This window comes from Yeguia hominis, assembly GCF_014384705.1.
Lineage (GTDB): Bacteria > Bacillota > Clostridia > Oscillospirales > Acutalibacteraceae > Yeguia > Yeguia hominis.
Window position 1 is genome coordinate 35,152 of the sequence record NZ_JACRSN010000007.1, and the last position, 20,457, is coordinate 55,608.

Sequence of the window (20,457 nt, forward strand, 5' to 3'; positions counted from 1 at the left end):
TCGACTTTTATTTTCTGGTATTCCGGCCTTATTTTTGGTATCATACAAAATGGAGTCCGGACACATCGTGTCCTTTGCAATCAGCGTATCACAAAATGAATTAAAAAATTGTCAAATGAAGGAGAATCCGACATGTTACACATTGGTTTTCATCTTTCCTCTGCAAAAGGGTATCTCCATATGGGGCAGGAAGCTCTGGCGGCCGGTGCGGATACTTTTCAGTTTTTTACACGCAATCCGCGCGGCGGGCGCGCGAAACAGGTGGATCCGGCAGACGCGGAAGCATTGCAGCAGTTCCTTCAGGAACATGCATTTGCACCGCCGCTTGCACACGCACCGTATACGCTCAATCCCTGTTCTGCGGACGACCGCGTAACGAAATTCGCAAAGCTGGCCTTTTCAGAAGACCTTGCCACCCTAGCGCTTTTGCCGCAAGTTCCCTATAATTTTCACCCGGGCAGTCATGTTGGACAAGGCATCGAAATTGGAATTTCCAAAATTGCGGATCTGCTCAATCAGGTTTTAACGCCGGAGCAGCCGAACCTGGTGCTTTTGGAGACAATGGCCGGCAAGGGAAGCGAGGTCGGCGGATGTTTTGAAGAGTTGCGCGAAATTCTCGATCGTGTGGAGCTGTCAGAGAAAATGGGCGTTTGTCTCGACACCTGCCATGTGTTTGATGCAGGATATGATCTCGAAAAGAATCTCGATGGCGTGCTCTGTGAATTTGACCGGGTGGTTGGGCTTTCGCGCTTGCGGGCGGTTCACCTGAACGACAGCCTGTATGGAAAGGGCAGCAAAAAAGACCGGCATGCCAAAATCGGGGAAGGAAAACTCGGTCTGGAGGCGATTGTCCGCCTAATTTGCCATCCGGCGCTGCGCGGACTGCCGTTCTATCTTGAGACGCCGAACGATTTTTCCGGTTATGCAGCGGAAATTGCCCTCTTGCGGGAAAAAGCAGCGCGTTCTGTTTGACGGGCGATGCGAAAAGAAGCCGCATAAATGCGGATTATACCGAAAAGACGAAAAATGCCCGGCGAAGAAAAAAGCGCTTCGCCGGGCGTCTTTGTGAATTTGTAACATATAGAAAGTTACAGAATTTTTTCCATTCCGATTTTTTGGATCTGCATTCCGATCTTTTCGTAGAATTTTACAGCGTTCGGGTTGCTGGCCCACACATTGAGCGTTACATTATAGCATCCACACGTTTTGGCATAGTCCAGAACAAATTCATAAAGCGTTTTGCCGATATGGGCGCCGCGTGCATGCTCATCAACGCAGAGATCGTCAATATAGAGCGTTTTGATGTCGGTCCGATTCAGATCATTTGCAAATTGTTTGTGGATGCAGAATGCATAGCCCAAAATGTTGCCGTTTTTTTCTGCTACAAAAACCGGCGTTTGATCGTCTGTCAGAATTTCAGTCAGTTCTCCGTCGGTATATTTTTTTGTGCCAGGCCGAAATAAGTCCGGACGGGCATCGCTGTGTACTTTGTGAACTTGGTAGAGCAGTTTGTCAATTTCCGGGATATCGCCTTGTTTGGCGCGCCGAATGTTGAGTTTTTCCATAAATGATAGAATTCCTTTTTATTTGGATTGATAAATTATCCGACCACGCCTCTCAAGGCGTAATCCTTCCGGAGCATGGTCCGTTCACCGCCGTTTGGACGGTGCATATAGACGTTCTGGACAAATCCAAGTCCGAAATAGAGGCACATTGCAGAGGAACCGCCTGCACTGAAAAATGGAAGCGTGACGCCCATAACGGGCAGCAGCGCCAGACACATGCCGATGTTGAAAAACGCCTGTGAGGCAACAAGGCCGAAAAACCCGAAACAGATGCAGGTGCCGCTGGCATCGCGGGCTTGTTTGGAGCAATACAGGATGGTAATCAAAAGCGCAAGCAAGAGCGCAATCAAAAGGCAGCACCCAACAAACCCGAGCTCTTCTCCTGCAACAGAGAAGATATAGTCGCTGTGCTGGAACGGGACAATGCCGGAAGAAACGCGTGGTCCGTGGAAAAGACCGCGGCCGAAGAATTGTCCGGAACCGATGGAGGTCCGACCCTGCACCTGCTGATAAATGATGTCAGGGTCAAAATTCGGATCGTCCAGATGGAACATAGCGGTGAAGCGAATTTTTTGATACTCTGCAAGAAGATCCAATTTCCAGGCAAGCGGAACGGCGACGACAATGGTGAGGATTACCCCGGCAAAATACCGCAGCTGTACGCCGGCGCCGAAAGACATCGCAAGGAACATGCAGAAAAAGATCATTGCAGCGCCGTCGTCTCCCTGTGCATGACACAGCAACACGGGAATCAGCGCGTGTACGCCGAGCAGCGCAACCTGCAGAAAGGATTCAAGCTTTTCATAGCGCTTCAGGACTTCAATATGTTTGGCAAACGTAATCATAAAGCCGATTTTAACAAGCTCTGACGGCTGGAAGGAGCGTCCGCCGATGGTAATCCAGGCGCGGGCATTGACGCCGCCTGCGCTTTGAACGGCATCCGCGAACAAAAGGGTATAAATCATGAGAAATACACAGAAGCCTGCAATGAGATACCAGAAGTTGGTGAACTCCCGGTAATCAATCAGCGTAATCAAAAAGGCAACCCCATAGCCTAAGATCATGGCGACCAGCTGTGTCTTGAAATAACTGCTGTTATAAGCGCGTTCTGCACTTTTTAAAAGAATCAGGCTGTAACAAGAAATGGCGAATGCAATGATCCATAAAACCTTGTTGGTGCGGCGGAAATAATTCCGGCACCGATCCAATAAAGTTGGCATGATGAAAATCCTCAGTAAATTGAATTTTGTGCGAGACAGCGCGCCGAAAGGCGGGCCAAATGTCCGTTTATAAAGATGAAAGAACGTCGTGCGAAACGAAAAACGGAAGAAGGACAGCGCGCACAGCGGCTTTTGTGAGCATGGCCATCTTTTGCGGCGATTATACGAAAACCGATTGTCTTTCGAAAGCAAGCTTTGCAAAGACGGCGGAAACCGTCAGCATGCGGTAGCATGCTCCTTTGCAGGTTATTATACCGAAGGTACAATGTTCTCAAAGGCAAAGCGAAGCTTTGCAAAGACGGCAGAAGCCGTCAGCATGCGAGAGCAAGGGCCTTTGCAGGTTATTATACCGAAGGTACAATGTTCTCAAAGGCAAAGCGAAGCTTTGCAAAGACGGCGGAGACCGTCAGCATGCGACAGCTAGCTCCTTTGCAGGTTATTATACCGAAGGTACAATGTTCTCAAAGGCAAAGCGAAGCTTTGCAAAGACGGCGGAAGCCGTCAGCATGCGACAGCATGCTCCTTTGAGGTTATTATAACACGCTTCCCCCTTGCGGGCAATGCATTTTTCTGCAAAGAAACGCCCAAACGGCGGCTTCTGCGCATACGGACCGGTGGCCAGAGAAGCGGCGGCCGGTGTTTTGGCTTATGGGGTCGGATATTGCGATCAAGCGAATTGTTCGAAAGTATGTACATGAAATGGAGTTTAAGAAATTTTCCGATCTATGCAGAGTATGACGAACCTGCCCAACCAAAAACGCAGGCTGACCGAATGACCCCGGTCTGCCTGCGTTTCTTTAGAAATTATTTCTGGATGTCAATGCGCAGAATGATGAACCTTTAAAGCACGGACTGCATTTAAAACAGCCAGGATCATGACGCCGACGTCGGCAAAAATGGCTGCCCACATGTTCGCAATGCCAACAGCGGTCAAAGCAAGGCATGCAAATTTTACAATCAGCGAAAAGACGATGTTTTCTTTGACAATGCCGATGCATTTTCTGGAAATCTGAATGGCTTTTGCAATCTGCAGAGGATCGTCATCCATCAAAACGACATCAGCGGCCTCAATTGCGGCATCGCTGCCCATAGCACCCATCGCAATTCCGATGTCAGCACGCGTCAAAACCGGCGCATCGTTAATGCCGTCTCCGACAAAGGCCAGCTTGGCGCTTGCGCGTTTCTGCGAAAGCAGTTTTTCCACTTCTTTGACTTTGTCTTCCGGAAGCAGCTCACTGCGCACTTCGTCAATGCCGAGGTCTGCAGCGACTTGATCCGCCACCCGCTTGCTGTCTCCGGTCAGCATGACCGCTTTTTCCACGCCGGCCTTTTTCAGCGCGGCGATGGCCTCTTTTGCGTGCGGCTTGACGACATCGGAAATCACAATGTGGCCGGCGTATTCGCCGTCAATTGCCATATGGATGATGGTCCCGACATGATGGCAGTCCAGATACGGAATCTCTAGCTGCTTCATCAGCTTGGCGTTTCCGGCGGCAATCTGGCGTCCGTCTACCTTGGCGAGAATTCCGTGACCGCTGATTTCTTCGATGTCGGTCACACGGTTGCGATCAAGCGATTTGCCATATGCTTTTTGCAGGCTTTTGCTGATCGGATGGGACGAGGCGCATTCGGCAAGTGCGGCGTATTGCAGAATTTTTGCCCGTTCCAGCTCGTTGTGGTGGACGCCTGTGACCTCGAACACGCCCTGCGTCAAGGTACCGGTTTTGTCAAAGACCACATATTCTGCACTGGAAAGCGCTTCCAAATAGTTGGAACCTTTGATGAGAATGCCCTCTTTGCTTGCGCCGCCGATGCCGGCAAAAAAGCTGAGCGGAATGCTGATGACCAGTGCACAGGGGCAGCTGACAACCAGGAAGGTCAGCGCGCGGTAAATCCAGCTCATCCATTCGGCCGATAGGCCGGCCGCCATCCGAACAAGCGGAACCGCAATGCCCAGAATCAATGCTGCAATGCAGACAGCGGGCGTGTAAATCTTGGCAAACCGGGAGATAAATGCTTCGGATTTGGATTTTCGGGAACTGGCGTTTTCGACCAGATCCAAAATTTTAGAGACGGTCGATTCTCCAAACGCTTTGGTTGTCTGAATCTTCAGGACGCCGTTTAAATCAATACAGCCGCTGATAATGGCTTCGCCTTCCTTGATATCGCGGGGCAGGCTTTCTCCGGTCAGCGCGCTTGTGTTCAGGCTGGCGCTCCCGTTTACGACGACGCCGTCCAGCGGGACTTTTTCGCCGGGCTGCACCACAATGATGCTGCCGACGCTGACTTCATCGGGGCTGACCTGCAGAAGCTGGCCGTCTTTTTCAATGTTTGCGTAATCCGGACGGATATCCATCAGCGCACTGATGTTTCTGCGGCTTTTTCCGACCGCGTAGCTCTGAAACAATTCACCGATCTGGTAAAAAAGCATTACGGCAATGCCTTCCACATAATCGCCGCTTTTGGTCCAGATCACAACCGCAAACGCGCCGATTGTCGCCACGGCCATTAGGAAGTTTTCGTCAAAAGGTCTTCCGTGGAGGATGCCCCATCCTGCCTTTTTTAAAATATCATATCCGATCAGCAGATAGACAACCAGATAAGCGGCCAACTGCGGAATACCGGTCAGAGGCAGAAAATAGAGCCCGATTAAAAGAACAGCGGTAAGCAGAATACGAATCAGCATTCTTTTTTGCTTTTTTGTCATAACCACAATCTCCGATCTGTCAGATTTTGCTTGGCGTCAGTTGGCATTTTGATTTCGATGGTTTCCTTGCTGTTACAGTTCGATTTCACAGTCCGGCTCCACCTTTTTGCAGGCCTTTTTAACTTGCTTCATGACTTTGGCTTCATCCTGCCCGTCTTCAAATTCGACGATCATTTTCTGGGTCATAAAGTTTACGGTCGCAGCGGCGACACCGGCAGTTTTCCGGGCGGCTTCTTCCATCAGGTTGGCACAGTTCGCACAGTCGACTTCGATTGGATACGTTTTTTTCATGTTGAATTCCTCCGTTTGCGTTTCGTTTATAATTAAACACTTGCTTAATCGTTCTGACTGTAGTATACTGGCAGCAAGGCAAAAAATCAAGATTCTTTTCAGACATGTTTCTAAAAAGGCGAATAGAATTTCCAAAACGGATAATAGGAGAGAACAAGGATGTTTGAATTACCGCACCATCACAGCGATCACGGAAATGTGGAAAGCCTGCACCGGATTCTGCAGAATGCAGAGTTGTTCTCTGCGGTTTCGGATGTATTCCGGCAGCTGAGCGATCCGACCCGGGTTCGGATCTTTTGGCTGCTGAGCCATCAGGAAGCGTGTGTGATCAATATTGCCGCCATGCTGGAAATGTCCAGCCCGGCGGTCTCGCACCATCTGCGTTCGCTCACAGAAAGCGGTCTCTTAGTCAGCAGGCGTGAGGGAAAAGAGGTCTACTATAAAGCGGCCGATACCGAGCAAATTCACTTGCTGCATGAGATTGTCGAAGTGGTGATGGAAATTGCCTGTCCGGAACAAGACGTGGATTTTCAGGCAGCGCAGGAGGCGATTATCCGCAACGTGCACCACTATCTGGTCGAACATCTTTCGGAACGTATTACCATCGAGGAGCTTTCCAAAAAATTTTTGATGAACACGACAACCCTAAAACGGGTCTTTAAAAAGGTTTATGGAACGACCATTGCAATGCATATGAAAAAACACCGTCTGGAACAGGCGGCGACGCTGCTGTTAAAGACGCAGGATGAGATTGCGGCCATTGCGCAGGCAGTAGGCTATGAGAGCCAAAGTCGGTTTACAAGCGCATTTAAAGAAGTATACGGAGAGCTTCCGACCGAATACAGAAAGCATCATGCCGGTTAGGGGGGCTTCCGCACTTTGCATCTGTAAAGCACCGCAGCAAAATCGCGCAGAGATTCCGCGCAGGCGGCCGCATATTTTCAGCGGCTTTGAAAAGAATTTTCAGATGGCGAAGTGAATCCCCCAAAGACGGCTGTTTTGCGCATTTTTTGCGGAAAAACCGGCAAAAAATCTTGACAGAATCGGACCTGTATGGTATAGTGAAAAAGCCGCTTGCAGCCGGGTCTTTTAAGCGGGTTTCGCACCCGGAGCAGCGAGTCTGAAAAAAAGGTAGGAATCCTGAATGTTTGCAATTATTGAAACAGGCGGCAAGCAGTACAAGGTACAGTATGGCGATGTCATTTTTGTCGAGAAGCTTGCAGCAGAAGAGAATGAGACGGTAACGTTCCCGGTGATCGCAGTGTGCGGCGATGACGGCGCGCTGAAAATTGGAACACCTTCTGTAGAAGGCGCTTCTGTGAGCGGTAAGGTTTTGAAAAATGGAAAGGCCAAGAAAATCACCGTCATGACCTATAAGCCGAAAAAAGGCGAGAAGAGAAAGATGGGTCACAGACAGCCTTACACGAAGGTACAGATCGAAGCAGTTAACGCGTAATGATCCGCGCAGAGTTTCTTACGGCGGGCGGTGCGCTTGCAGGGTTCCGGATTTCGGGACATTCTGATTACGGCGAAGAAGGCAGCGACATTGTATGCGCGGCAGTTTCTTCGGCAGCCTATTTGGTGGCGAACACCGTTACGGATGTCCTACACGCGGAAGCCCGAATCGAAGTAGCGGACGGCGATATGCTTCTGCTTTTAGAAAAAAAGGCGTACGCATCCTGCCAAATCCTTCTTGAGGGTCTGAAACTGCATTTGCAGGGCCTGGAAGAACAATATCCGGATGATATTCATGTATTTTATTTGGAGGTGTCACCATGCTGAAAATTCAAATTCAGTTGTTTGCGCATAAAAAAGGAATGGGTTCCACAAAGAACGGCCGTGATTCCGAGTCGAAGCGTCTCGGCGTCAAGCGTGCAGACGGACAGTTTGTCCTCGCAGGCAATATTCTGGTCAAACAGCGCGGAACGCATATCCATCCCGGCGAGAATGTGGGCAGAGGTTCGGATGATTCCCTGTTTGCACTGATCGATGGCCACGTAAAATTTGAGCGCCTTGGCCGCGACCGCAAAAAGGTCAGCGTATACAGCGCCCAGCAGTAATTACTGGCGATAATGAACTGGAAAGTCCCGGGCAAGTTGGATTGCCCGGGCTTTTTTCTGTAGCGTTTCGATTTTTATAATTTTGCGTCCGGCGCCTTGTCCGGATGTTTCTCAAAATAAAATCAGGAGATCGAAAATTGCTGCGATCAGGCGTTTGATCGCACAGGAAAAAGCCAAAATAATTCTGCACAAAGTGAGGTGTAGCGGATGTTTGTAGATGTTGCGGAAATTCAAATTAAAGCCGGAAACGGCGGGAACGGTGCAGTTTCATTTCACCGGGAAAAATATGTGGCGTCCGGCGGGCCGGACGGCGGAGACGGCGGGCGCGGCGGCAACGTGGTTTTTCAGGCGGACGATAACCTTTCCACGTTGGCTGACTTCCGGTATAAGCGCAAATATGCTGCTCAAAGCGGAGAAAATGGGCGTGGAAACCGTTGTTACGGAAAGAGTGCGCCGGATCTGATCATTCGGGTTCCGCGCGGAACGCTTGTCCGGGAAAAGGAAACCGGTCGGATTTTGGCGGATATTTCGTCTGAAGAGCCGCAAATTGTTGCAAAAGGCGGACGCGGCGGCTGGGGGAATAGCCACTTTGCAACGCCGACTCGGCAGACGCCGCGGTTTGCAAAGCCCGGTACGCCCGGAGAACAGTTCGCGGTGCGCCTGGAGCTCAAGCTTTTGGCGGATGTCGGGCTGGTCGGATTTCCGAATGTCGGGAAATCGACGCTGATTTCTGTGGTCAGCGAGGCAAAACCCAATATTGCGAACTATCATTTTACAACGTTGACGCCGGTACTCGGCGTTGTCCGCATGCGCGAAGGCAGCTCGTTTGTTATGGCGGATATTCCGGGGCTGATTGAGGGAGCCTGGGAAGGCGCCGGCCTGGGTCATCAGTTTTTGCGGCACGTAGAGCGTTGCCGGATGCTGATTCATGTCGTGGATGTTTCCGGCAGTGAGGGACGGAATCCCAAAGAAGATTTCCGGGTCATCAATGAAGAGCTGCAGAAATTCAATCCGGAATTGGCGCAGCGCCCCATGGTGGTTGCGGGCAATAAGTGCGACCTGACAGATGACGAGACTGTTGCGGATTTTCGCCGTTTCGTCGAGGCGCAGGGGTATGCCTTCTTTCCGATTATGGCGGCAATCCGCTATGAGGTGGATCCGCTTCTGAAAAAGGTAGAAGAAATGCTGCAGGGGCTTCCTCCGGTTGCGCGATACGAGCCGGAACCGGCTCCGGTTGTCAGCGCGGAACAGATGGAGCGCAAAGAAGTCAAAATTTCGCAGGAAGACGGCGTGTATTTCGTGGAAGCAGATTGGCTGCTGCAAATTTTGCGAACCGTGGATTTTGATGACTATGAATCCCTGCAATATTTCCAGCGTGTCCTGATTCATACAGGCGTTATAGACGCCTTGCGGGAAGCGGGTGTACAGGAAGGCGATACGGTCAGCCTGTATGATGTGGAATTTGATTTCGTGGAATAAGGAGGACGTCGGGTTTTGGATCGGTTTTATGATACGCCCTGCGAACCAAAGCGGATGAATGCGCTCAACCTTGCGTTTGTCGGGGATTGTGTGTTCGATCTGTTTGTGCGGGAACGCCTGACCTGCATGCTGGATGCACCGGTCAACACGCTGCACCGGCGGGCAGTCGAGCAGGTCTGTTGCGGTTCACAGGCAAAGGCGGCGCAGAGACTGCTCCCGAATTTTACAGAAGAAGAAAAGGCCATTTATTTACGCGGCCGCAATGCGCACACAGCGCATCTTCCCAAGAATTCGACGCCGGCAGACTACCATGCCGCTACGGCATTGGAAGCGGTTTTTGGGTATTTATATCTTCAGGGGAATCTTTCCCGTTTGCGAGAACTATTTTCTATGATTTGTGAAATGGAATAAAAGAATCACATAAGAACATCCTGCGTGGAACCGTTCCTGAGCGAGAGCGGATCGGCGCAGGATGTTTTTCTGTGAAGAAGCACAACATCATTATGAAAGCTGCCGGATAGATACTTGATTTTTTGAAAAAACGTGCATATAATGAAAATAGATCGACGGAAAAATATGTAATTCGAGGCTGAATTTTATATTTTTACTTTGGCTTTTACAAACAAGAAACAGAGCGGGATTCGTTGCGCCGTAGAAAACAAGATGTTGCGGAATTCCGGCTTTTTGTCTGTCAATCCTATGGCACAGCGCAAAACCAGGAGGTGATAGAGGCAGCTGCAATCGGGTTTGTGAAACCCGTGCAGATTTTGCGGATCCATTCAAACGTCTGATTGCATTTTTGGTATGGCGGATGGTATTTTGAAAATAGGGAGGAATTTAAATGAAAACTGCTTTACGGAAAATGACGAGCGTACTGCTGGCCATTTTGCTTGTTGCCAGCGTATTCGGAATAGAGGCGTTTGCAGCCGGTTCCGATGGATTTCAGGATTATGGGGAATGCGGAGAAGATCTTTTGTGGGAACTGAACGAGGACGGTTCCCTGGTTTTGACAGGCTCCGGGGATATGAATGTAGATGGGGACATTCCGTGGGAAAAATACAAATCCGAGATTACGTCGCTGGTGTTGCCGGAAGGATTGACCGGAATTGCCTGGAATGCTTTTGAAAACTGTACGCATCTGACGGAAGTCACGATTCCAGACGGTGTGGAGGAAATTCGGGGCAGCGCATTTCGCGGGTGCACGGGTTTGACTTCCGTTACGCTTCCGGACGGCCTGATTTCCATCGGAAATTGGGCGTTTTCCGGTTGTTCCAATTTGCAGACGCTTCAAATTCCGGATACGGTTTCCTGTATCGAACAGGGTGCATTCAGCGAATGCGCTGCGCTTTCAGAAATCACGGCGCCGAAAGACCTGTCGATCATCTGTCGAGATGTATTTGACGAAACGGCCTGGTATTACGCGCAGCCGGACGGATTTTTATATTGGGGAAAGGCGCTGCTCGGCTATAAGGGCACTGCGCCGGAGAATACGGAATTATCTGTGCCGACTGGAACCATTCTTGCAATTGCGGCATTTGAAGATTGCAGCGGACTGACCTCTGTGACGGTTCAAAGCGGTGTGCCGGTTTCGTACAGTGCGTTTCGAAACTGCGCATCGCTGACATCGGCAGTCCTGGAAGATGGGGTACCGGTCGTAGAGGCGGAAGCATTTTCGGGCTGCACCAATCTAACGTCGATCAAACTCTCCGGTTCTTTGCATGTGCTTGGAAACAAAGCGTTGGCAGATACCGGTTGGTATCACGCGCAGAAAGACGGGTGTTTATATCTGGACGGCGTGCTGATCGGTTACAAGGGAACCATACCAGCCAATACAACCCTGAAGGTCAAAAATGGAACCCGGCTGATTGCGGATTATGCATTTGCCGATGAAACGGCGCTGACTGGTCTTGTGCTTCCGGATAGTGTAGAAAAGGTTGGAGCATATGCGTTTTATGGCTGCAGCGGGATCCGCAATCTGACAGTTTCTACAGAGACAAACACCGGCTGTGCGCTCGATTCCTTTGGGGAATGTACGGGAATCGAAACCGTGACCATTACCGGAAACGGCGTTTTGGAGGCGGCATATCAGGCGGGATATGACGAATATGGAGAGCCCTGTTTGTGGATTTGTACCCCTTGGGGAGAAAGCACCGTGTTGCATCGCGTTGTGATTCAGGATGGCGTAACCGGAATTGGAGAAGACGCGTTCTATGAATGCAATACGCTTTCAGAAATCATTCTTCCGAAAAGCGTCAAGACCTTCGGCGAAGATGCATTTTATGACTGCTATGAGATGCAGATTTTCTGTTACAAAAACAGCGCTGCAGAAACTTATGCGAATGAAAACTTTCTGTGGGCTTTTTATCTCGATGCCCCGCGTGTTTCGATTTCCAATGCTTCGACGGGCATGAAGATCAGCTGGGAAAGTGTGGATTGGGCAAATCGGTATTTTGTTTATCGAAAAACGGGCAATGGCAAATGGGAGCTCCTGAAAAAGACAACGGCAAGGAGCTATACCGATACGACCGTTAAGTCCGGAACGACATATGCCTACACGGTGCGCGGAGAAGCGGACGGAATTCGTACGGATTATGTCGGCAGCAAGGCGCTGAAATATCTTGCGCAGCCAAAGGTGGCCGTCTCCAATACCTCCAAAGGCGCGAAAGTCAGCTGGGGAAAAGTAAAGGGTGCAGCGGGATATTACGTGTACCGCAAAACCGGAAATGGAAGCTGGAAACGCCTCAAGGACACGAAAGGAACCAGTTATACCGACACGACTGCCAAATCCGGTACAACATATTCCTACTCGGTAAAAGCGTATTCCGGCTCTATAAAGAGTACGTCGACCAACAGTCGGAAAATCAAGTGCCTGAGCCAACCGAGTGTGAAACTTTCCAATACCTCGAAAGGTGTGAAAATCAGCTGGGGCAAAGTGAAGGGCGCCGCGGGATATTACGTATATCGCAAAACGCCAGGCGGTAAATGGACGAAGCTTAAGACGTCAACCGGAACGAGTTATACGGATAAAACCACCAAAAAAGGAAAGACCTATTATTATACCGTAAAGGCGTATTCCGGAAAGACTTACAGCAGTTATGTGACAACTAAAAAAATAAAACGCAAGTAAAAAAATGGATCGGCGCATATTGTGCCGATCCATTTTTTAGGTACTGCGGAGCAAACCGGGCCGCAGAAAAATTGCGGCAAAAAGAGTTTTTGCCGTCTGCGGCCCGCTTTTTCTGCCGGGAAATTTCGGTGGTGTCAGAAGACAAATCCCGAAGTTTTTATTAAAGGCCGTGTAAACAGTTAGTTGTTGTAAGCGTCTGTGCTGCGGTTCGTAGAATTATTTGCCTTGTTATTCGCCTTGTTGTTTGCAGAGTTGGTAGAAGACTGGTTTTTCTTTTGGGAAGCGTTTTGGTTGTTGCGGTTTGTGCCGTTGCAGTTGTTAGCCTGATTGGTGCTCTGATTGTTGTAGTTCTTATTTTCCAAAGGTATCACCTCCTTCGAGAAATATTGTTTGCTTTGGGGCAAAAAATATACAAGAAAAATTTTCGGCAGATTCCAATCCTTGCACGCTCCGCTTCTTGTCAAGCGCAAAAAGGGGTGCTATAATAACCTCAAGACCACGCTGTGCAGCACACAGCGCGGACGGCTGCCGCCGTCAGGCAAAGCCGCAGGCTTTGCTCTCTTGAGAACATTGAACTTGCGTAAAATAACCTCAAGACCACGCTGTGCAGCACACAGCGCGGACGGCTGCCGCCGTCAGGCAAAGCCGCAGGCTTTGCTCTCTTGAGAACATTGAACTTGCGTAAAATAACCTCAAGACCACGCTGTGCAGCACACAGCGCGGACGGCTGCCGCTGTCAGGCAAAGCCGCAGGCTTTGCTTTCTTGAGAACATTGAACTGGCGTAAAATAACCTCAAGAATACAAGTTTGAGTACGCATGGCAGCCTTATGCATGCGTCATCGCGGCGAGGGCCGCACAAAAGGCTGCGGTGACATTTTGACAGCAAAAAAGGGAAAATGCCTATGGCATTTTTGGCGGCTACGCCGCTCGAGAGCTTGTGCTTTTGCCTTTTAGATAAGCGAATACAGTTTGAATACTGAGAAGGCGAGGAATGTATCATGCAGGAAATTCGAGTGGAACTGACCAAAACGCCGAAAGCAAAACCGGCGGATGAAACAAAGCTGGGCTTTGGCAAAATTTTTACAGATCACATGTTTGTGATGAATTATGATGCGGGAGAAGGCTGGCACGATCCGCGCATTGTTCCGTATGGCCCGATTGAAATGGAGCCTTCCGCGATGTGCCTGCACTACGGCCAGTCCGTATTTGAGGGCATGAAGGCTTACCGGACAGCGGATGACCGAATCCTGTTGTTCCGGCCGGAAAAAAATATGGCGCGTCTGAATGTCTCCAACGAGCGACTTTGCATCCCGCAGATTGACGAAGAATTTGCCAAAAATGCGATTGCCAAGCTGGTTGCAATTGAAAAAGATTGGGTGCCGCATGCGGAAGGCACTTCCCTTTACATTCGCCCCTTTATCTTTGGAATTGACCCGCAGGTTGGTGTGCATCCGGCGTCCCATCTGCTCTTTATCGTGATCTGCTCTCCGGTGGGCGCTTATTATCCGGAAGGCCTGAATCCGGTGAAAATTTACGTGGAAAAGAACTATGTCCGCGCGGTTCGCGGCGGTATGGGATATACAAAAACTGCCGGCAACTATGCGGCTTCTCTCAAGGCGCAGGACGAGGCTGAGAAGCAGCACTACACGCAAGTACTTTGGCTTGACGGCGTAGAGCGGAAATACATCGAAGAAGTCGGTACGATGAACGTCTTTTTCAAAATTGATGATGAAATCGTGACGCCGGCGCTGCAGGGTTCCATCCTTTCTGGTATTACCAGAATGTCCTGCATTGAGATTTTGCGCTCCTGGGGCATGAAGGTTACAGAGCGTCCGATTGCGATTGACGAATTGGCAGAAGCAGCCCGGACCGGCCACCTCAAAGAGGCGTTCGGAAGCGGCACGGCTGCTGTAATCTCCCCGATCGGCGAACTTAAATGGGGCGACGAAATCATGTCGATCAACAACGGCGAGATCGGCCCGGTTTCTCAGAAATTGTATGACACTCTGACTGGAATTCAGTGGGGGAAAATTGCAGATCCGTTTGGCTGGACCTGCGAGGCAAAATAAAAAACAAAATTTTAGGGGACGCATTCCAAACGAAAGCGTCCCTTTTTGTTTATATTTTGTCCTGCGAAAAATCCGAGTCAGGAGAAACGGAAGATACCAGTCCGCGCAGCCTTGTAACCCGCAAAGTATAAAAAAGAGAAATCAATGCCGTGCAGATGCGCGGCGCGTATTTTCTCGAATAAAATTTTGTCCGACAAGATCGTTCCTTATACCAAAATGCAGTTTTGTTTTAAAATTTGCGGATATATTCCTTTTTTAGAATTAAATTTCAATGGAATTGTGATATAAAAAGTACGTACAACTTTTATTATAAAAAGAGTATTAAATTTTTTATTCCTAAAATTCAGAAAAGAATTGACAGAAAAACCGTATAGATATACTATTAAATCATATTCGTTTTATAAAACCGATTTCAATAATGAGAGGAGATTTTTTTCAAAATGAGCACATTGCCAAAAACCATGAAGGCTCTGGTCGCATACGGAGCAGGAGATTATCGTTTGGAAACTGCTTACCCGACACCGGAATGCGGTCCGGATGATATCATCATCAAGACCGAGGCCTGCGGAATCTGCGCGGGAGATCTCAAATGCCAGCACGGCGCCGCGATGTTCTGGGGAGATGCCATGCAGCCGGCGTATGTTCGGCCGCCGGTGATTCCGGGCCATGAGTTCCTCGGGACGATTGTGGAAATGGGCGCGAATGTAACAGGTTTTGCGTTGGGAGACCGCATCACCGCCGATCAGATCGTTCCCTGCGGCGAATGCAAATTCTGCAAATCCGGCCGCTACTGGATGTGTCAGCCGCATGATATTTTTGGATTCCAGAAAGAAAACAATGGCGGCATGGCGGAATATGTCCGCTATCCGAAAAACAGCGTGATCCACAGAGTTCCGGATAGCATGAAGCTTGAAGATGCGCTGCTCATTGAGCCGTACGCCTGCTCCAAGCATGCTGTAGACCGCGCGCAGATTGGATGCGAAGACGTTGTGGTGCTTTCCGGCGCAGGAACGCTTGGTCTGGGAATGCTGACATATGCGCGGATGAAGAACCCGGCAAAGCTGATTGTACTGGATATGCTGGATAACCGTCTGGAAAAGGCAAAAGCCTTTGGCGCAGATATCGTGATGAACCCCGGCAAGGTCGATGTGATTTCGGAAGTGCTCAAGCTGACCGAGGGATATGGCTGTGACATTTATATTGAGGCGACCGGTCATCCGTCCAGCGTAACACAGGGCCTTTCCATGATCCGCAAACTGGGCCGTTTTGTGGAATTCAGCGTGTTCGGTGCGCCGACAACGGTGGACTGGTCGATTATCGGGGACCGCAAGGAACTGGATATTTGCGGCGCACACCTGTCGCCGTACTGCTTCCCGTTTGTGATTGAAAATATCGCGAACGGAAACTTGAAAACGGACGGCGTGGTTTCCAGCATGTTCCCCATTGAAGAATGGGAAAAAGCGTTTGAATACGCAACCGGAAAATATGGAGATTTTAAGGTTGCGATTACATTTTAAAAAAGTATTGTTTTAGAAACGGAGGAGTATCATGAACTATCTAATCGGAACGGACATTGGAACTTCCGGGACAAAATCCATTCTCATGGACACGGAGGGCAATTTAATCGCGCAGGATTTACAGGAATATGACGTCCTGACACCAAAGCCGCTTTGGGCGGAGCAGTGGCCGGATGTTTGGGTGGAAGCGACAAAGACTTCGATCCGGAACGCGCGGGAGAAGGCCGGGGTTTCTCCGGAAGATATCAAGGGAATTGCTATCAGCGGCCTATATGGCGGATCGGGAATCCCGGTGGATGAACATATGAAGCCTGTGCGTCCGTGTCTGATTTGGATGGACCGCCGCGCGACGGAACAGGAAAAATGGGTCAAAGAAACCATCGGCGAAGAAAAAATGCGCGCCATTACGCACAACGGCATCGATCCCTACTACGGCTATTTGAAGATCCTTTGGGTGAAGGATAATGAGCCGGAAAATTGGGCCAAAACAAAGCTGTTCCTTCCGCCGAATGCGTATACCATTTATGAACTGACCGGTGCGGTGACGATTGACTACTCTTCTGCCGGCAATATCGGCGGTATTTTTGATATGAACACCAAAACCTGGTCGTACGAGCTGATGGATGAAATGGGAATTCCGCGCAGCATGATGCCGGAACGTCTGGTGGAATGCACAGAAGTTGTAGGAACTCTGACAGCGCAGGCAGCAGCAGAGATGGGCCTTAAAGAAGGAACGCCGGTTATCTCCGGCGGCGTTGACTGCGGTGCGGCTTCTCTGGGCCTTGGCGTGTTCGAACCCGGTGTGTATGCAGCGGCAATCGGAACTTCCATGTGTGCGGCTCTGGTGCATGCAGACACGATCAAAGGAAAGAATTTGACAGAATGGCCGTATGTGATTGAGCCGAAGCGGCTTTCCTATCTGTTCGGCGGAAGCGCTACAGCCGGCGCGCTGATCAAATGGTTCCGCGATAACTTTGCGGAGCTGGAGAAAGAGGCGGAGTTGGCGGGCGGCGAAAATGCCTATGCTGTACTGGATCGGAAGGCTGCGCAGATTGCGCCGGGCTCCGAGGGCCTCATTGTTCTGCCGTATTTTATGGGAGAGCGCGGACCGGTTTGGGATACGGATGCCAAGGGAACCATTTTTGGTCTTTCTCTGACACATACCAAAGCGCATGTTTACCGCGCGTTTTTGGAAACCGTCGCGTATTCGCTGCGCCACACGATGGAGTGCACGAGTGACGATTTGGGCGAATACATTCTGATTGCCGGTGGCGTTGCCAAGTCGAAGGTTTGGCGTCAGATCTTTGCGGACGTGACCGGATATCCGGTTGTGTGCCCGATTCATGATGTTGAGGCAAATTTGGGCGACGTTATGCTTGCCGGAATTGCAACCGGCCTTTTGACCTTCGACGATGTGAAAAAGTGGCAGGTGCTCGGCGACCGGATTCAGCCGAACCCGGAGGCGCACGAGAAATACAACCGATACTATGCACTGTACCGGAAACTTTATCAGGATTTAAAAGAGGATATGCGGACATTGTCCGAAATCCGATAAGGAAAAAGTGCGGTTGCGGGCACGCAGCAATTGCTGCGTGCCCGCAATTTGGAAAGGAGGGAGTTCCTTGCCGGAAAAAACCTTGAATCAAAAACTGAAACAGTTTAACCGGCAGAAAATCTTCCATTGCCTGATGCAGGAAGGCCCTTGCACCAAGCAGGAGCTCGTGAGCCGTTTAGGGCTGAGTCTGCCGACGATCAATCAAAATTTATCAGAACTTGCCGGTCTGATTCGGGAATCCGGAAGTGTCGGCAATACCGGCGGACGCCGGGCAAAGCTGTATGAGATCGACGACCAGTCCAGGCTGGCGGTTGGTTTGGATATTACAAAAAACTGTATTACAGCGGTTCTGGTTGATTTAAGCGGTACAGTCGTTCACACGGAACGCCTTCCGTATCCGTTTGTGCTGGGGGAAGCCTATGCACGTGCGCTTGCAGACCTGGTTGCTTCCAGCCTTTCTGCAGTAGGCGCTGTGCCGGAGCAGATCCTTGGTGTAGGAATTGCGGTGCCCGGCCTTGTGACCGAAGATCGAAAACGAATTTACTATGGGAAAATTTTAAACTTTACGGGACGGACGGTCGAGGACTTCAGCCGGTTTCTGCCGTATCCCGTGACGCTGGAAAACGACGCCAACGCCGCCGGATTTGCAGAGGTATGGAGCTGCAAGAACCTCGGGAACGCGTTTTATATTTCTCTTTGCAACAACATCGGCGGGTCGGTGTTGATTCAAAATGAAATCTACACCGGCATCCATCAGCGCGCCGGAGAAATCGGGCACATGACCATTGTTCCGGACGGACGCGTGTGCTACTGCGGTAAGCGCGGATGCTTTGAGACTTACTGCGCTGCGACCATTCTTTCCGATTTGGCAGGCGGAAGCCTTTCCGGCTTTTTTTCGCTGCTCAAATCCGGGAACTTGCGTGCATCCGCTGTCTGGCAGGAATATCTGCAGGCGCTAGCTATTGCGGTCAACAATATTCACATGCTGTTTGACTGCGATGTCATTCTAGGAGGATATGTTGGCGCCTACATGGAACCGTATCTGCCGGAGCTTCAGAAGCTGGCTGCAGATCGCAATACATTCGCATCAGACGCCGCGTATATCCGCGTTTGCCGCTATCAGACAGAAGCGCCTGCGGCCGGTGCGGCGCTGCCGTATATTGACCGATTCCGAAAAAGTTTGCGATAATCGGCGGGCCGAGACGGTTCGTTCTGGAAAGAGAACCGTTCGTAAAACTGTGAAATAATGAAGAAGGCCTCTCTGAACATTCTGTCCAGAGAGGCCTTCTTTACGTGGTGCGCCTTCTTTTACGCCGAACCCGCTCTTCCGGCGCAAATCCATTGTGCGCAATTCTGCGGCGAAGCCAGCCGCCGTGCAAGTAATAGAAAATATACAGAAGTGAAGTAACGGCCCAGGAAATCGGATAACTGAGCACAATGGTTTCCATGGTGTTCCAGACCGGCAGCGCGGCGTAGACCCAAACAATTCGCAAAACGCAGATGCCAAGGCAGGTAATGAGCGTCGGCAAAAGGGAATCTCCGGTTCCGCGCACTGCGCCGGAAAGAATTTCGACGCAGACATATGTAAAATAAAGCGGCGCTAAAGTCCGGATAACCGCTTCGCCTTGTGCAATAACTGCGGGATCGTCCGAAAAAATCGAGAGAATCGGTTTGCCTGCGAGCAGCATCAAAGCGCTCATTCCGGCTGCGGCAAGGAAGGCCATCACCATACAGACCCGGACGCTTTTTCGAATGCGTGCATATTGCTGCGCGCCAAAGTTCTGTCCGACAAAGGTCGTCACAGAAACGCCGAACGCGCCCATAACCATCCAGAAGATGGCGTCAATCTTTCCGTTTGCGGCCCAGGCCGCAATGACATCTGTGCCGAAATGATTGACAGAGGACTGGATGAGAATATTGGAAAGATTATACATAGCAGACTGCAAGCCGGCGGGAAATCCAATTTGAATAATATTAATCAGAATATGGCGGGTGAACCGAATTTCTTTCCATTCCATGTGGTACGCTTCTTTTGTCCGCACAAGAACCAGGAGAACCAAAATGGCGCTGACCACCTGGGAAAGGACGGTTGCAATCGCTGCGCCGGTTACGCCAAGCTTGAAAACTACGACAAACAATAAATCGAGCACAAGATTGGTCAGGCAGCAGATGATGAGAAAATAGAGCGGGCGCCGGGAATCTCCAACTGCACGCAGAATGCCGGAGCCGATGTTGTAGATCATTGAAGGAATCATGCCGACAAAATAGATCCGGATGTAGGTGCTGGCATACGGCAGAACATCTTCTGGCGTATCCATCAGCCGCAGGGCAAGCGGAGATCCGAAAATGCCGATGACCATGAAAATGGCGCCGCCGGCAATTGCGAGCGCAATGGAGGTATGGACGGCAAGGCCGACTTCCCGGTCGCGCCGCGCGCCATAATACTGGGAAATGATCACGGTTGCGCCCGAAGAAAGGCCGACAAAAAAGCCGACCAGAAGATTGATCAGCGTGCCGGTTGTTCCGCCGACTGCGGCAAGCGCTTCTTTTCCGACAAATTTTCCGACAATGATCGCATCGACTGTATTGTATAACTGCTGAAAAAACGTTCCGAGCAGGATCGGAAAAAAGAACAGAAGCAGTTGTTTCCAAATGACGCCTTCTGTGATCCCGCGCGTGTTTTTTTGAGCTTGCTGCATGTAAAAACCTTCTTTTGCTAAATAATCAGAGTTCTATAGAAATCCCGGGCGTCAGACGCTTGCCGGCGAGGTTCTCCGAAGTATCGCCGCGATGAAAATCCGCACAAAATAGGGAATCCGGGAAGAAAAACGCAAAACGGACAAATTTCGCCGTCGGGTTGCCAGCA

Annotated in this window: 18 protein-coding genes; 12 read left to right on the forward strand and 6 right to left on the reverse strand. The window is 50.3% G+C overall.

Features of this window, described 5'->3' with window-relative positions:
* Window positions 1-132 precede the first annotated feature (132 nt).
* Window positions 133-972, forward strand: coding sequence for a deoxyribonuclease IV (locus IAG03_RS05900; protein ID WP_249319007.1), 840 nt, complete (start codon window positions 133-135; stop codon window positions 970-972).
* A gap of 116 nt (window positions 973-1,088) precedes the next feature.
* Here the strand turns inward: IAG03_RS05900 and IAG03_RS05905 are convergent, their stop codons facing one another.
* The 4 genes from IAG03_RS05905 to IAG03_RS05920 form a co-directional block, all read right to left on the reverse strand.
* Complete coding sequence (locus tag IAG03_RS05905) at window positions 1,089-1,565, reverse strand: GNAT family N-acetyltransferase (RefSeq protein WP_249319009.1); 477 nt, start codon at window positions 1,563-1,565, stop codon at window positions 1,089-1,091.
* Between the two features lie 35 nt (window positions 1,566-1,600).
* Window positions 1,601-2,785 carry an FtsW/RodA/SpoVE family cell cycle protein gene (locus tag IAG03_RS05910; protein ID WP_249319011.1) on the reverse strand — a complete coding sequence of 395 codons (1,185 nt, stop codon included), beginning with the start codon at window positions 2,783-2,785 and terminating at the stop codon, window positions 1,601-1,603.
* Between the two features lie 817 nt (window positions 2,786-3,602).
* Window positions 3,603-5,492: a heavy metal translocating P-type ATPase gene (locus IAG03_RS05915; protein ID WP_249319013.1), complete on the reverse strand. Its 1,890-nt coding sequence runs from the start codon at window positions 5,490-5,492 to the stop codon at window positions 3,603-3,605.
* Window positions 5,493-5,564: 72 nt separating this feature from the next.
* Window positions 5,565-5,783 (reverse strand): cation transporter, encoded by a 219-nt coding sequence (locus tag IAG03_RS05920; RefSeq protein ID WP_249319014.1) that lies wholly within the window; start codon window positions 5,781-5,783, stop codon window positions 5,565-5,567.
* Between the two features lie 159 nt (window positions 5,784-5,942).
* On the opposite strand from IAG03_RS05920, the gene IAG03_RS14400 reads away from it, so the two are divergent.
* From IAG03_RS14400 to IAG03_RS05960, 7 genes are all read left to right on the forward strand, one after another.
* On the forward strand, window positions 5,943-6,647 hold the full coding sequence (locus IAG03_RS14400; RefSeq protein ID WP_346726108.1) for a metalloregulator ArsR/SmtB family transcription factor: 705 nt from the start codon (window positions 5,943-5,945) through the stop codon (window positions 6,645-6,647).
* Window positions 6,648-6,927: 280 nt separating this feature from the next.
* A complete protein-coding gene (gene rplU, locus IAG03_RS05935) occupies window positions 6,928-7,239 on the forward strand; it encodes a 50S ribosomal protein L21 (RefSeq protein ID WP_249319016.1) in 312 nt (103 codons plus the stop codon).
* Entirely contained in the window at window positions 7,239-7,565 is a 327-nt protein-coding gene (locus IAG03_RS05940; protein ID WP_249319018.1) for a ribosomal-processing cysteine protease Prp, read from the forward strand. The genes rplU and IAG03_RS05940 overlap by 1 nt, the downstream gene beginning before the upstream one ends.
* Window positions 7,559-7,843: a 50S ribosomal protein L27 gene (gene rpmA, locus IAG03_RS05945; RefSeq protein ID WP_249319027.1), complete on the forward strand. Its 285-nt coding sequence runs from the start codon at window positions 7,559-7,561 to the stop codon at window positions 7,841-7,843. The genes IAG03_RS05940 and rpmA overlap by 7 nt, the downstream gene beginning before the upstream one ends.
* 207 nt (window positions 7,844-8,050) lie before the next feature.
* Window positions 8,051-9,322, forward strand: coding sequence for a GTPase ObgE (gene obgE, locus IAG03_RS05950; RefSeq protein ID WP_249319029.1), 1,272 nt, complete (start codon window positions 8,051-8,053; stop codon window positions 9,320-9,322).
* Between the two features lie 15 nt (window positions 9,323-9,337).
* On the forward strand, window positions 9,338-9,733 hold the full coding sequence (locus tag IAG03_RS05955; protein WP_249319031.1) for a Mini-ribonuclease 3: 396 nt from the start codon (window positions 9,338-9,340) through the stop codon (window positions 9,731-9,733).
* 430 nt (window positions 9,734-10,163) lie between these two features.
* On the forward strand, window positions 10,164-12,449 hold the full coding sequence (locus IAG03_RS05960) for a leucine-rich repeat protein (protein WP_249319033.1): 2,286 nt from the start codon (window positions 10,164-10,166) through the stop codon (window positions 12,447-12,449).
* A 179-nt stretch (window positions 12,450-12,628) separates the two neighbouring features.
* On the opposite strand, the gene IAG03_RS05965 is transcribed toward IAG03_RS05960, so the two are convergent.
* Complete coding sequence (locus IAG03_RS05965; RefSeq protein ID WP_249319035.1) at window positions 12,629-12,811, reverse strand: hypothetical protein; 183 nt, start codon at window positions 12,809-12,811, stop codon at window positions 12,629-12,631.
* Window positions 12,812-13,448: 637 nt separating this feature from the next.
* On the opposite strand from IAG03_RS05965, the gene IAG03_RS05970 reads away from it, so the two are divergent.
* From IAG03_RS05970 to IAG03_RS05985, 4 genes are all read left to right on the forward strand, one after another.
* Window positions 13,449-14,519 (forward strand): branched-chain amino acid aminotransferase, encoded by a 1,071-nt coding sequence (locus IAG03_RS05970; RefSeq protein WP_249319037.1) that lies wholly within the window; start codon window positions 13,449-13,451, stop codon window positions 14,517-14,519.
* 440 nt (window positions 14,520-14,959) lie between these two features.
* The gene (locus IAG03_RS05975) at window positions 14,960-16,036 is read left to right on the forward strand and encodes an alcohol dehydrogenase catalytic domain-containing protein (protein WP_249319039.1); all 1,077 of its coding nucleotides are present in this window, start codon (window positions 14,960-14,962) and stop codon (window positions 16,034-16,036) included.
* Between the two features lie 31 nt (window positions 16,037-16,067).
* Window positions 16,068-17,591 (forward strand): FGGY-family carbohydrate kinase, encoded by a 1,524-nt coding sequence (locus IAG03_RS05980; RefSeq protein WP_249319040.1) that lies wholly within the window; start codon window positions 16,068-16,070, stop codon window positions 17,589-17,591.
* Window positions 17,592-17,658: 67 nt separating this feature from the next.
* Window positions 17,659-18,780 (forward strand): ROK family transcriptional regulator, encoded by a 1,122-nt coding sequence (locus tag IAG03_RS05985; RefSeq protein ID WP_249319042.1) that lies wholly within the window; start codon window positions 17,659-17,661, stop codon window positions 18,778-18,780.
* 100 nt (window positions 18,781-18,880) lie between these two features.
* On the opposite strand, the gene IAG03_RS05990 is transcribed toward IAG03_RS05985, so the two are convergent.
* The gene (locus tag IAG03_RS05990) at window positions 18,881-20,290 is read right to left on the reverse strand and encodes an MATE family efflux transporter (RefSeq protein ID WP_249319044.1); all 1,410 of its coding nucleotides are present in this window, start codon (window positions 20,288-20,290) and stop codon (window positions 18,881-18,883) included.
* Window positions 20,291-20,457 lie beyond the last annotated feature (167 nt).

What these genes read in the sequence shown, in the direction of transcription:
- IAG03_RS05910 (WP_249319011.1), bottom strand. Translation starts at nt 2,785, where the DNA reads ATGCCAACTTTATTGGATCGGTGCCGGAATTATTTCCGCCGCACCAAC.
- IAG03_RS05990 (WP_249319044.1), bottom strand. Translation starts at nt 20,290, where the DNA reads ATGCAGCAAGCTCAAAAAAACACGCGCGGGATCACAGAAGGCGTCATT.
- IAG03_RS05915 (WP_249319013.1), bottom strand. Translation starts at nt 5,492, where the DNA reads ATGACAAAAAAGCAAAAAAGAATGCTGATTCGTATTCTGCTTACCGCT.
- rplU (WP_249319016.1), top strand. Translation starts at nt 6,928, where the DNA reads ATGTTTGCAATTATTGAAACAGGCGGCAAGCAGTACAAGGTACAGTAT.
- IAG03_RS05900 (WP_249319007.1), top strand. Translation starts at nt 133, where the DNA reads ATGTTACACATTGGTTTTCATCTTTCCTCTGCAAAAGGGTATCTCCAT.
- obgE (WP_249319029.1), top strand. Translation starts at nt 8,051, where the DNA reads ATGTTTGTAGATGTTGCGGAAATTCAAATTAAAGCCGGAAACGGCGGG.
- IAG03_RS05975 (WP_249319039.1), top strand. Translation starts at nt 14,960, where the DNA reads ATGAGCACATTGCCAAAAACCATGAAGGCTCTGGTCGCATACGGAGCA.
- IAG03_RS14400 (WP_346726108.1), top strand. Translation starts at nt 5,943, where the DNA reads ATGTTTGAATTACCGCACCATCACAGCGATCACGGAAATGTGGAAAGC.
- IAG03_RS05960 (WP_249319033.1), top strand. Translation starts at nt 10,164, where the DNA reads ATGAAAACTGCTTTACGGAAAATGACGAGCGTACTGCTGGCCATTTTG.
- IAG03_RS05920 (WP_249319014.1), bottom strand. Translation starts at nt 5,783, where the DNA reads ATGAAAAAAACGTATCCAATCGAAGTCGACTGTGCGAACTGTGCCAAC.
- IAG03_RS05905 (WP_249319009.1), bottom strand. Translation starts at nt 1,565, where the DNA reads ATGGAAAAACTCAACATTCGGCGCGCCAAACAAGGCGATATCCCGGAA.
- IAG03_RS05980 (WP_249319040.1), top strand. Translation starts at nt 16,068, where the DNA reads ATGAACTATCTAATCGGAACGGACATTGGAACTTCCGGGACAAAATCC.
- IAG03_RS05940 (WP_249319018.1), top strand. Translation starts at nt 7,239, where the DNA reads ATGATCCGCGCAGAGTTTCTTACGGCGGGCGGTGCGCTTGCAGGGTTC.
- rpmA (WP_249319027.1), top strand. Translation starts at nt 7,559, where the DNA reads ATGCTGAAAATTCAAATTCAGTTGTTTGCGCATAAAAAAGGAATGGGT.
- IAG03_RS05970 (WP_249319037.1), top strand. Translation starts at nt 13,449, where the DNA reads ATGCAGGAAATTCGAGTGGAACTGACCAAAACGCCGAAAGCAAAACCG.